The organism is Micromonospora sp. WMMA1996 (genome assembly GCF_002573675.1).
GTDB classification, from domain to species: domain Bacteria; phylum Actinomycetota; class Actinomycetes; order Mycobacteriales; family Micromonosporaceae; genus Micromonospora; species Micromonospora sediminicola.
Map to the genome: position 1 here is coordinate 223597 of NZ_PDHU01000003.1, position 11593 is coordinate 235189.

The following is an 11593-nucleotide window of genomic DNA, read 5'->3' on the forward strand; positions in this document are numbered from 1 at the left end:
TCAGACCGTCAGCACGACCTTGCCCCGGACGTGCCCCGCCTCGACGAGGCGGTGCGCCTCGGCCGCCTCGGCCAGCGGGAGCGTACGGGCCACGTGCACGGTCAGCCGGCCCGCGTCGACCAACCCGGCCAGCACCGCCAGGTCCGCCGCGGACGGCTTCACGAAGAGGTAGGTGCCGCAGAGCCGGGTCACGTGCTCGGGATCGGCGGTGGAGATCATCCGGGCCGGCCGGGCGATCAGCTCCGCGGAGACGTCGAGCGCGTCGCCGCCGAACAGGTCCAACACCACGTCGACCCCGTCCGGCGCGACCGCCCGGACCCGGTCCCGCAGGCCGTCGCCGTAGGCGACCGGCTCCGCGCCCAGCGACCGGACGAAGTCGTGGTTGGCCTCACTCGCCGTGCCGATCACCCGGTCCGCGCCGAGCGCCCGGGCCACCTGCACCGCGAGGTGCCCCACCCCACCGGACGCGCCGTGCACCAGCACGGTGTCGCCGGCGCCCGTGCGGGCCAACTGCAACGCCTGGTACGCGGTGAGCCCCGCCAGCGGCAGCCCGGCCGCCTCCGGCCAGGACGCCCGCACCGGCTTGTCGGCCAGGCACCGCTCGGGGGCCGGGACCAGTTCGGCGTACGTGCCGTGCTGCACGTCGTCGCGGCGGACGTAGCCGATCACCTCGTCGCCGACGGCGAACCCGGCCACCGCCGGACCGACCGCCTCCACCACCCCGGCCGCGTCCCACCCCGGCACCAGCGGGAAGTGGCTCGGGAAGGCACCCGCCAGGTGCCCCTCGCGGACCTTCCAGTCGACCGGGTTCACCCCGGCCGCCCGCACCCGGACCAGGACCGTGTCCGGCCCGACCGGCGGGGTGGGCAGCTCGCGCGGGGTCAGCAGGTCGGCCGACCCGTACGCGTCGATCACGATCGCCTTCACCCCACCCACGCTAACCGCCGGACGGGGATCGCGTGGTCAGCACCAGCGGCGCGGCGGCCGCTCCCGGCGCGTCGTGCGGTTGCCCGGGCGCACCGCGCCGTGCCGGTGGGCCCCGGCCCAGCCGGCCCGGTCGCTGCGGCAGCTGGGCACCGGTGTCGGATCGCCGGCGTGCGGCGACGGCTCGGCGGCGCGCTGACGCGGCATCACCGGCTCGTCGTCGGCGCGCTCGGGCCCCCGGCCGACCGCGGGCTCACCCGTGTGGGTCAGGCCCGCCCGGCGCGGGTGCTTGGCCGCCGCCGGCTGCTCGTGACCCGGCCGGCAGGGCTCGCCCTGGGCGCAGCCGTGCTCGGCCTCCCCGTGCGCCATCCCGGTCTCCTCCATCTCGCCGTCGCCCGCCGGACGGAACGCCCCGACGCGCCCTGACACCGTACTGGCCCGGCCGGACGAGATCGTCAGCGCGTACCGGTGGAGATCGTCCGGCCGGGGCGGCCCCGTGCCCTCGGAGTGGAACCGCTGGTCACGGCGTGTCAGGCTGGGGCGGTGAGCGAATCGGGCGGGACCGAGACGTCGGCGACGCTGCGCCGCATCGAGCGGGCGGCGGGTGGCCTGGCCACCGCCAGCGTGGCCCGGATGGACGAGACGCTGCCCTGGTTCCGGGAGCTGCCGGCCGACCAGCGCTCCTGGGTCATGCTGGTCGCCCAGGCCGGCGTGCGGTCACTGGTGCAGTGGCTGCGCCAGGGCGGCGGCGCGACCGACCGCACCCAGGAGGTCTCGGACGAGGTCTTCGCCGCCGCGCCGCAGGCGCTCGCCCGCTCGATCACCCTCCAACAGACCGTGGCGCTGATCAAGGTGACCATCGAGGTGGTCGAGGAGCAGGTGTCGGACCTGGCCGTGCCGGGCGAGGAGCAGTCGCTGCGGGAGGCGGTGCTGCGCTTCTCGCGGGAGATCGCGTTCGCCGCCGCCAGGGTCTACGCCCGCGCCGCCGAGAGCCGGGGCTCCTGGGACGCCCGGCTCCAGGCGTTGCTGGTCGACGCGCTGCTGCGGGGCGACTCGCCGGACGTGCTGGCCAGCCGGGCCGCCGCGCTGGGCTGGTCGGACGCGCCGCCGGTGGCGGTGGCGGTGGGCCGCTCCCCCGGCGGTGAGGTGGCGGCCGTGCTGCACACCGTCTACCGGCAGGCCCGGCGCATCGGCGTCGAGGTGATCGGCGGGGTGCACGGCGACCGCCTGGTCATCGTGCTCGGCGGGGCGGCCGACCCGCTGGCGGCGACCGAGAAGCTGCGGACCGCGTTCGGTGACGGGCCGGTGGTGGTCGGTCCGGCCGTGCCCAGCCTGGACGAGGCGACCGAGTCCGCCCGGGCCGCGCTGGCCGGGTTCCGGGCCGCGCCGGCCTGGCCGACCGCGCCGTGCCCGGTCGCCGCCGCCGAACTGCTGCCCGAGCGGGCCCTGGCCGGCGACGCCGAGGCCCGCCGCCGGTTGCGGCACGACGTGTACGCGACGCTGGCCCGCTCCGGCGGCGAACTGCTGGAGACGCTGGATGCGTTCTTCGCCGCCGGCGGCACGCTGGAGAGCGCCGCCCGGGCGCTGTTCGTGCACCCGAACACGGTGCGCTACCGGCTCAAGCGGATCGCCGAGGTGACCGGCTTCTCGCCGCTCGCCCCGCGGGACGCCTTCGCGCTCCAGGTCGCGCTGACGGTGGGTAGGCTGGACCCGGTGGTACCGGCAGTCGCACCCGTCCCGAGCCAGACAGGGAGCCCAGGGGGCCGGAAAACCACCCAGAGCGGCGATGATCGCCACCGATCTTTGTAGGTTTCCTCTAAAGCTTCTAGTGCGGTTTCGTGCCGTGCGTTACAGCGCGACCCGCGAGTATCCGTCAGAGTCGTACACGTGCTCGCCGTACTCTCCCCCGGACAGGGCTCGCAGAAGCCCGGCTTCCTGACCCCCTGGCTCGACCTCGCCGACGTCGAGGCGCGCCTGCGCTGGTGGTCGGCGCTGGCCGGCGTCGACCTCGTCCACCTGGGCACCCGGGCGGACGCGGACGAGATCAAGGACACCGCCCGCACCCAGCCGCTGCTGGTGGCCGCCGCGCTGCTCGCCGCCGAGCACCTGCCGATGCACGACGTCGGGCTGGTCGCCGGGCACAGCGTGGGTGAACTGGGCGCCGCCGCCCTGGCCGGGGTGCTGCCCGCCGAGGCGGCCGTGACCCTCGCCGGTGTACGCGGACGGGAGATGGCCGCCGCCTGCGCGCTCGAACCGACCGGGATGGCCGCCGTGCTCGGCGGCGACCCGGACGAGGTGCTCGCCGCGCTCCAGGCGCACGGGCTGCACCCGGCCAACCGCAACGGCGCCGGTCAGATCGTCGCCGCCGGCGCGGTCGGCGGGCTGGAGAAGCTGGCCGCCGAGCCGCCGGCCCGGGCCCGGATCATCCGGCTCCAGGTGGCCGGCGCGTTCCACACGCCGTACATGGCCCCGGCCGAGGCCGCCCTGGCCGGGGTGGCCGCCGGTGTGACCGTGGCCGACCCGACCCGGATCCTCCTGTCGAACCTGGACGGCGCCCCGGTCGGGCACGGCCGGGAGACGGTGCGCCGCCTGGTCCGGCAGGTGACCGCCCCGGTCCGCTGGGACCTGTGCATGCGCTCCCTGGCCGACCTCGGCGTCACCGGCGTGGTCGAGCTGCCGCCGGCCGGCACCCTGGCCGGCCTGGTGAAGCGGGAGCTCAAGGGCGAGGGCGCGCCGGAGATCGTCACCCTGAACACCCCCGACGACCTGCCCGCCGCGCGCGCCCTGATCGCCCGCCACGGCGGCGTCGTCGCCCGCCCCCCGGCGTCCCGCTTCCGGGTGGTGGTCTCCCCCGCCGCCGGAGTCTTCCGGCCGGTCGCCGAACTGGCCGAGGGCGCCGAGCTGCGCGCCGGCCAGGTCGTCGGCCACGTCACCGGCCGGCAGGGGCCGGTCGAGGTGACCGCGCACGACAGCGGGCCGCTCACCGAGTGGCTCGCGCACAACGAGGACCCGGTCGCCCCGGGCCAGCCCCTCGTCCGCATCGGAGGATCGCACTAGATGGCCGGCAGCCGGATCGCCGCGATGGGGCACTACCAGCCCTCCCGCGTGGTCACCAACGACGAACTCGCGCAGATGGTCGACACCAACGACGAGTGGATCCGGGATCGGGTCGGCATCGTCACCCGGCGGATCGCCGGCGACGAGACGGTGGCCGACATGGCCACCGCCGCGGCCGGCAAGGCGCTGGCCAACTCCGGTCTCACCGCCGCCGACATCGACCTGGTCGTGGTGGCGACCTGCACGTCCGTGGACCGCAGCCCGAACGTGGCCTGCCGGATCGCGGCCAAGCTGGGGATCAGCGCGCCGGGCGCGTACGACGTCAACACCGCCTGCTCCGGCTTCGCGTACGCGCTGGGCACGGTGGACCACGCGATCCGGGCCGGCGCGGCGCGCAACGCGATCGTCGTCGGCGCGGAGAAGCTCTCCGACTTCACCGACTGGACCGACCGCTCGACCTGCATCATCTTCGGCGACGGCGCCGGCGCGGCGGTGGTCACCGCGACCGCCGACGACGAGCCGGCCGGGATCGGGCCGGTGGTCTGGGGTTCCGCGCCGGAGAAGAGCGACGCGGTCCGGATCGAGGGCTGGCGGCCGTACATCGCCCAGGAGGGGCAGTCGGTGTTCCGCTGGGCCACCACCGCACTGGCCCCGCTCGCGCTGCAGGCCTGTGAGCGGGCCGGGGTGGACCCGTCCGAGCTGGCCGCGTTCGTGCCGCACCAGGCGAATGCCCGGATCATCGACGGCATCGCCAAGCGGCTGAACATCCCGGACGCGATCATCGCCAAGGACATCGTCGAGTCCGGCAACACCTCGGCGGCGAGCATCCCGCTGGCCCTGTCGAAGATGGTCGAGCGGCGCGAGGTGCCCTCGGGCGCCCCGGTGCTGCTGTTCGGCTTCGGCGGCGGCCTGACCTACGCCGGTCAGGTCGTCCGCTGCCCCTGAAGACCCCCTCGGGCGCACACGCGCTCCAGGTGCGGTGACCGGCGACGCCGGGCACCGAGAACCCCCCGATGAGAGGAACCAACCGCAATGACCCGTGACGAGATCACCGCCGGCCTCGCCGAGATCCTCGAAGAGGTTGCCGGGGTGAACCCGGACGACGTGGCCGAGGGGAAGTCCTTCACCGACGACCTCGACGTCGACTCGCTCTCCATGGTGGAGGTCGTGGTGGCCGCCGAGGAGAAGTTCGGCGTCAAGATCCCGGACAACGAGGTGCAGAACCTGAAGACCGTCGGGGACGCGGTCAGCTACATCGAGGCGCAGTCCTGATCATGAGTCGCCCCGACGTCGTCGTCACCGGGCTCGGCGCGACGACCCCGCTCGGCGGGGACGTCGCGTCGACCTGGGACGCCATGCTCGCCGGCCGCTCCGGGGTGAGTGCGCTCACCCAGGAGTGGGCCGCGCAACTGCCCGTCCGGATCGCCGCCCAGCTGGCGGTCGACCCGGCCGAGGTGCTGGACCGGGTGAAGCTGCGCCGGCTGGACCGCTCGGAGGCGATCGCCATCATCGCCGCGCGGCAGGCCTGGGCGGACGCCGGGCTGGCCGACGCCGGGCCCGACCCGGAGCGGCTGGCGGTCAGCGTCGGCTCCGGCATCGGCGGCGCCACCACCCTGCTCGCCCAGGACGACGTCCTGGAGGCGTCCGGCCCGCGGCGGGTCTCCCCGCACACCATCCCGATGCTGATGCCCAACGGTCCGGCCGCCTGGGTCGGGCTGGAGATGGGCGCCAAGGCCGGGGTGCACTCGGTCGCCAGCGCGTGCGCGACCGGCGCGGAGGCGATCGCGCTCGGCCTGGACATCATCCGCGCCGGCCGGGCCGACGTGGTGGTGGCCGGCGGCACCGAGGCGGTCATCCACCCGCTGCCGATCGCCGGCTTCAGCTCGATGCGGGCCATGTCGACCCGTAACGAGGAGCCGGAGCGGGCCTCCCGGCCGTGGGACAAGGGCCGGGACGGCTTCGTGCTCGGTGAGGGCGCGGGCGTGGTGGTCCTGGAGCGGGCCGAGCACGCCGCCGCCCGCGGCGCCCGGGTGTACGCGCGCCTGGCCGGCGCCGGGATCACCTCGGACGCGTACGACATCGTGCAGCCGCACGCCGAGGGCGAGGGCGCGATCCGTGCCATCGCCCGGGCGGTCGCCGACGCGGACGTGGCCCGGACGGACATCGTGCACGTCAACGCGCACGCCACTTCGACCCCGGTGGGCGACATGCTGGAGATCGGCGCGCTGCGGCAGGCGCTCGGCGACCACCCGGTGCTCACCGCCACCAAGTCGATGACCGGGCACCTGCTCGGCGCGGCCGGGGCGCTGGAGTCGATCGCCACCATCCTGGCCATCCGGGACGGCGTGATCCCGCCGACGATCAACCTGGACGACGCGGACGAGGGCCTGAGCCTGGACGTGGCCGCGCACAAGGCGCGTCACCTGGAGATCCCGGCCGCGCTGAACAACGCGTTCGGCTTCGGCGGTCACAACGTGGCGCTGGTCTTCACGCGCCCCTGAGCCGCCTGATGTAAGGAAGGGCCCCTTCTTAACAGACGTCTGTTAAGAAGGGGCCCTTCCTTACATCAGGCGCGGTTGCGGGGGTGCTGCCGCGCGGTCCGCTCGTTGCCGCGCCGGTAGTTGCCGGTCCACCGGGCCATCACCAGCTGCGGGTCGTCCTCGACCTCGGCCAGGAACTGCGCGGCCCGACCGCCCCGTAGCGTGCCGGCGACCCGCCCGTGGTGCGTGATCACCACCGTGCCGTCGGCGCGCTCGACGTAGCGGAAACCGTGTGCTGGCTCTCCCATGGGCGCTCACCCTGCCAGCCGGGCGCTCGGTGCCGCATCCGGTTTCCGCCGCCGAGGGTGTTAAGCGGGGCCCCCTCCTCTACCGGAGGCGTTAACAGGGGGCCCCTCCTTACACCTCAGGCGCCGCAGGTGGTGGGCGGGAGGCCGGGGACCGGGACCGGGGACCGGCCGGTCGGGCGGGCCTTGCCGGCGAGCACCGCGGCCAGCGCGGTCATCGAGGCCCGGGTGGACGAGTAGGTGGCCAGCACCGTCGGCGACTTCGCGCCGGACAGCACGTACGGGGTGTCCATCGCCACCGTCACGTCGGCGCCGGCCCGCAGGTCCTTCGCCCCGTCGCCGTAGCCGACCAGGTGCACCACGGTACCGCCGGACGGCACCACCTTCACCCCGGCGGCGGTGAGCGCCTCGGTCAGCACGGCCCGGGTGCGGTCCCGGCCGCCGGAGGAGGTGACGCTGACCGGCCCGGCCACGGCGCCGCCGCACCGGCCGCGCAGCACGGTCACCGCGGCGGCGGCCAGGTCGGCGGCGGCCTTGCGGTGGCCGGCGTCGTCCAGCGTCCCGAGCGCCGGCTGGGCGTGGCCGGCCAGCCGGAACTTCATGGTCAGCACCCGGGTGACCGCCTCGACCAGCCGGGTGCGGGGCAGCGAGCCGTCCGTCAGCGCGGCGCGCAGCCCGTCGTACGCCCGGCCCACGTTCGGGGTCATCAGGATCAGGTCGTTGCCGGCGTTGAGCGCCCGCACCGCGGCCTCGCCCGGCGACCACTTCTTCGCCGGCGCCATGTTCATCCCGTCGGTGATCACCACGCCGCGGAAGCCGAGCTGGCCGCGGAGCACGTCGGTGAGCAGCTTGCGGGAGAAGGTGGCCGGGGTGCCCGGGTCGACGGCCTTGACGTTCAGGTGGGCGGACATGACCGCCATCGCGCCGGCGTCGATACCGGCGCGGAAGGGCGGGAACGCGGTCCGGTCGAGCACCGCCCGGGACTGGCCGACCACCGGCAGCTCGGTGTGCGAGTCGGCGGCGCTGAGGCCGTGCCCGGGGAAGTGCTTGACGGCTGCCGCGACACCCTCGGCCTGCAGCCCGCGTACCGCGCCGGCCACCTGCGGCGACGCGGTCGCCGGGTCGGCGCCGAAGGAACGCGAGCCGATCACCGTGCTGCGGGTGGCCAGCACGTCGGCGACCGGGGCGAAGTCCATGTTGATCCCCATCGCGGCCAGCTCCGCGCCGGCGGCGCGCCAGGCCGCCTCGGTCAGCGCCGGGTTGCCGGCCGCGCCGGCGGCGAGCGGGCTGGGCAGCTGGGTCACGCCGTCGGTGATCCGGGTGACCACGCCGTACTCCTGGTCGGTGCCGACCAGGAAGGGCGCGGCGCCGGCGGGCAGCTTCCCGGCGGCGGCGCGCAGCCCGTCGGTCAGCGCGCGGACCTGCTTCGGGTTGTCGACGTTGGTGGTGGCCTGGTTGCCCGAGGTCGGGTCGTCGGCGCTGAAGCCGACCAGGATCACGCCGCCGAGGCGGTACTTCGCGACCATCTCGGCCGGGGTGTCGACGCCGGCCAGGGCCCGGTTGCCGGCGGCCGAACCGGCGGACACGTCGGTCGCCGAGCTGCCGTAGGCGTAGGGCATCAGCACCTGCCCGACCAGGTCCTCGTCGGAGAGCGTGGCGACCAGGGCGGCGGCCCGGGCGGCCGGGTCGTCGGCGGTCGGGGTCGGCGCAGCCGACGACGGCGCCGCTGTCGACGGCGCCGGGCGGGGCCGGTCCGGCCCGTCCGAGCAGCCGGAGACGACCAGCGCGGTCAGTGCGGCGAGCGCGACGGCGGAGCGTCGCGGGGAAATCGACACGCGCCCCACCGTATCGGGGCAACTCGGCCGGCGTCACCCCACCCGGGTGAGCAGCGTCACCGGCGCGCCGTCGCCGGCGTACCGGTAGGGCTCCAGCTCGGCGTCCCAGGCGGTGCCGAGCGCCTTGTCGAGCGCGTGCGCGAGCGCCTCCGGCGCGCGGGCGGCGGCCATCAGGGCGCGCAGCCGGTCCTCGCCGAGCTGGATGTCGCCGGCCGCGCCCACGGTGGCCCGGAACAGGCCCCGGCCCGGGACGTACATGAAGCGCTCGCCGTCGACGCCGGGACCGGGCTCCTCGGTCACCTCGAAACGGATCATGGGCCACTGCCGGAGGGCAGCGGCCAGCTCGGCGCCCGTCCCCGGGCTGCCGGTCCAGCCGCACTCGGCGCGTCGGGCGCCCGGATCGACGGGCTGCGCCGTCCAGTGCAGGTTGACCGGCGCGGCGAGGACGCGCGCGATCGCCCACTCGACGTGCGAGCACACGGCGAGCGGGGTCGAGTGGACGTATACGACGCCACGCGTTGGCACGGTGACCTCCCGGTGAGCCGAGGTGCGTCTTCCCCTACGACCTCGTCACCCGAGTGGTCCCTGGCACACATGATGACCGCTGTGACAGGTGGTGCGCCAGCGAATCGGAAAATTCGCCGGGGCCGGGCGGCGGGAAATACCCGGGCGGCTGACCCGGTTGTGCACCCTGACGGCGCGACGACCAGCCAGGCGTCGGGTTCGTGTACAGTTCTCTGGGCGGTTCTGTGCCGCCGCACGTCTTCGCGGGCCGGCGCTCACCCCGGGCGTCACTCGCACAGCCCCCGGACGGATCCCGTCCCCACCGTACGTCTGCAAGGAGTACCTCCGTGGCGAGCAACACCTCTAAGACCGCGCGCGCGTCAGTCCGGGCCGGCCAGGCTGGCCAGGGTGGCGCCCTCAGCGTGCTGGGCGAGTTCAAGTACCTGATCCCGCTCAACGGCGGCAAGCACGCCTACGTGCGCAACCTGACCAACGGCAAGACCGTGCACCTGCGCACCGACTCCGACGCCTTCGTCGAGGAGATCCGCGTGCTGGCCGCCGCCGGCCACGCCGCCAAGATCCGCGCCGAGATCAACGGCCTGGCCGCGGCCCACCCGGGTCACGGTTGGGACGCCGCCGAGAAGCGTCTCGTCGAGGCCGGCGTCTTCGAGGGCTGAGCGCCCTCACCCGCACCACCGGACCGCCCGTCGGGGATCACCCCGGCGGGCGGTTCCGCGTCTCCTCCTCCGGCAGCAGGGTGACCTCGCCGGTGGCCAGGTCGTAGAGCGCGCCCACCACGGCCAACTCCCCCGCCGCCACCGGCCCGGCGAGCAGGTCGTCGGCGCGCAGCGCGGCCACCGTGCGCCGGACGTGGCGGCGGATCGCCAGCGGATGGGCGGCCGGGTCGTCCACACCGACCTCGACCACCGCCGGCGCGATCCGGTCCACCACGTACGCCAGCGCCCCGCCGGGCCGCCGCCCGGTGCGCAGCGCGTCGACCGCCGAGCCCACCGCGCCGCAGCGCTCGTGGCCGAGCACCATCACCAGCCGTACGCCGAGCTGGCCCACCACGTACTCGATCGAGCCGCACACCGCCCGGTCCAGGACGTGCGCGCCGGTGCGGATCACACAGATCGACCCGAACGTCTGGTCGAAGATCGCCTCCAGCGGCACCCGGGAGTCGATGCAGCCCAGCAGCACCGCGTACGGCTGCTGGTCGCCGGAGGCCACCGCCGCGGCCGCCGTCACGTCGTGCCCGTGCAGCGGCTGGCCGCTGACGAACCGGCGGTTGCCGGTGAGCAGCTCGGCCAGGGCGGCCCGCGGGCTGCGGGCGGCGGGGGTCGCGGGCATGTCTCCAGCCTGGTCACCGATCCGACCGGGCGGGGCCGGACGTCGAATCTTCTCCCCACCCCGGTTGCCGTGGTGTCATGGCGGGTAACGCCGGTGTTACCGCCGGGTCACTCCGGTGCGTGTGCCGGTCGGCCCGGGGGAGGTGGACGATGCCGGAGCATCGGGAACTGCGGCTCTCCGACGACGTGCGCCTGCACGTCACGGTCAGCGGACCGGTCGACGCCGAGGTCACCGTCGTCCTGCTGCACGGCTGGACGCTGGACGGACGCAGCTGGCACCACCAGGTCGCCGAGCTGCGGGAGCGCTTCGCCGACCGGGTGCGCCTGGTGACCTACGACGCGCGCGGCCACGGCCGGTCGAGCTGCCTGGCGTTGCGCGACGCCACGCTGGCGCAGCTCGGCGACGACCTGGCGGCGGTGATCGACGAGATCGTCCCGTCCGGGCCGGTCGTGCTGGTCGGGCACTCGATGGGTGGGATGACCGTGATGGAGTACGCCCACCGCCACCCCGACCGGTTCGCCGCGCGCACCGCCGGCCTGGTCTTCGTCTCGACCACCGCCGAGGGGCACACGCACACCGTCTACGGGCTCTCGCCCCGCATCGCCCGGTTGATCCGCCTCGCCGAGACCACCGGCGCCGGGGTGCTGGCCCGCTGCGGCGGCTGGCGGCCCCCGCACGCGCTGCTGCGGGCGCTGCGCCCGAGCATCCGCTGGATGCTCTTCGGCGACCGCTGCGACCCGGCGGACATCCGGCTGGTCACCTCGGCGGTGGCGCACGCCACGCTGCGGTCGATCGGCGGGTTCCGCGCCTCGATCGGCGCCCAGCACCGGCTGGAGACGCTGACCGCGCTGGGCGGGCTGCCGGCGGCGGCGCTGGTCGGCGACCGGGACCGGCTCACCCCGCCGCCCTGCGCCGAGTCCATCGCGGCGGCGCTGCCGACCGCCGAGCTGACCGTCTGCCCCGGTGCCGGTCACATGTTGATGATGGAACGGCCGGACGCTGTCAACGCGGCCGTCGCCGGGGTGCTGGACCGGGTCCTCGCGGCGCCGGGCGGGGGTGGGGGCGACCCCGCCGCGGTCGCCACCGTCACACCCTGACGGCCACCGTCGCGGCGCCACGCCCGGCCGCGGTGCGACGG

The 11593-nt window shown here is 75.4% G+C and carries 13 protein-coding genes; 7 read left to right on the top strand and 6 right to left on the bottom strand.

Annotated features, from left to right (window positions below; translation table 11 throughout):
• Together COO58_RS20630 and COO58_RS20635 are read right to left on the bottom strand one after the other, a co-directional pair.
• Positions 1-927, bottom strand: coding sequence for an NADP-dependent oxidoreductase (locus tag COO58_RS20630; protein ID WP_098746809.1), 927 nt, complete (start codon positions 925-927; stop codon positions 1-3).
• 36 nt (positions 928-963) lie between these two features.
• The gene (locus COO58_RS20635; protein ID WP_091577112.1) at positions 964-1293 is read right to left on the bottom strand and encodes a hypothetical protein; all 330 of its coding nucleotides are present in this window, start codon (positions 1291-1293) and stop codon (positions 964-966) included.
• Between the two features lie 99 nt (positions 1294-1392).
• On the opposite strand from COO58_RS20635, the gene COO58_RS20640 reads away from it, so the two are divergent.
• The 5 genes from COO58_RS20640 (at position 1393) to fabF (ending at position 6482) form a co-directional block, all read left to right on the top strand.
• Entirely contained in the window at positions 1393-2733 is a 1341-nt protein-coding gene (locus tag COO58_RS20640; protein WP_369700209.1) for a PucR family transcriptional regulator, read from the top strand.
• A 78-nt stretch (positions 2734-2811) separates the two neighbouring features.
• Entirely contained in the window at positions 2812-3981 is a 1170-nt protein-coding gene (locus COO58_RS20645; RefSeq protein WP_098746810.1) for an acyltransferase domain-containing protein, read from the top strand.
• The gene (locus COO58_RS20650; RefSeq protein WP_098746812.1) at positions 3982-4926 is read left to right on the top strand and encodes a beta-ketoacyl-ACP synthase III; all 945 of its coding nucleotides are present in this window, start codon (positions 3982-3984) and stop codon (positions 4924-4926) included.
• Between the two features lie 87 nt (positions 4927-5013).
• Positions 5014-5253 (top strand): acyl carrier protein, encoded by a 240-nt coding sequence (locus tag COO58_RS20655; RefSeq protein ID WP_007072348.1) that lies wholly within the window; start codon positions 5014-5016, stop codon positions 5251-5253.
• A 2-nt stretch (positions 5254-5255) separates the two neighbouring features.
• A complete protein-coding gene (gene fabF, locus COO58_RS20660; protein WP_098746814.1) occupies positions 5256-6482 on the top strand; it encodes a beta-ketoacyl-ACP synthase II in 1227 nt (408 codons plus the stop codon).
• A 65-nt stretch (positions 6483-6547) separates the two neighbouring features.
• Here fabF and COO58_RS20665 read toward each other — a convergent pair whose 3' ends face one another.
• The 3 genes from COO58_RS20665 to COO58_RS20675 form a co-directional block, all read right to left on the bottom strand.
• On the bottom strand, positions 6548-6769 hold the full coding sequence (locus tag COO58_RS20665) for a hypothetical protein (protein WP_098746816.1): 222 nt from the start codon (positions 6767-6769) through the stop codon (positions 6548-6550).
• A 116-nt stretch (positions 6770-6885) separates the two neighbouring features.
• Positions 6886-8610 carry a glycoside hydrolase family 3 protein gene (locus COO58_RS20670; RefSeq protein ID WP_176558924.1) on the bottom strand — a complete coding sequence of 575 codons (1725 nt, stop codon included), beginning with the start codon at positions 8608-8610 and terminating at the stop codon, positions 6886-6888.
• 24 nt (positions 8611-8634) lie between these two features.
• Entirely contained in the window at positions 8635-9126 is a 492-nt protein-coding gene (locus COO58_RS20675) for a DUF3145 domain-containing protein (RefSeq protein ID WP_091572550.1), read from the bottom strand.
• A gap of 326 nt (positions 9127-9452) precedes the next feature.
• Between COO58_RS20675 and COO58_RS20680 the strand changes: the two genes are divergently transcribed.
• Complete coding sequence (locus COO58_RS20680) at positions 9453-9782, top strand: hypothetical protein (protein WP_091572545.1); 330 nt, start codon at positions 9453-9455, stop codon at positions 9780-9782.
• Between the two features lie 37 nt (positions 9783-9819).
• Here the strand turns inward: COO58_RS20680 and COO58_RS20685 are convergent, their stop codons facing one another.
• Entirely contained in the window at positions 9820-10455 is a 636-nt protein-coding gene (locus tag COO58_RS20685) for a carbonic anhydrase (protein WP_091572542.1), read from the bottom strand.
• Positions 10456-10604: 149 nt separating this feature from the next.
• On the opposite strand from COO58_RS20685, the gene COO58_RS20690 reads away from it, so the two are divergent.
• Positions 10605-11552 carry an alpha/beta fold hydrolase gene (locus COO58_RS20690; protein WP_091572538.1) on the top strand — a complete coding sequence of 316 codons (948 nt, stop codon included), beginning with the start codon at positions 10605-10607 and terminating at the stop codon, positions 11550-11552.
• Positions 11553-11593 lie beyond the last annotated feature (41 nt).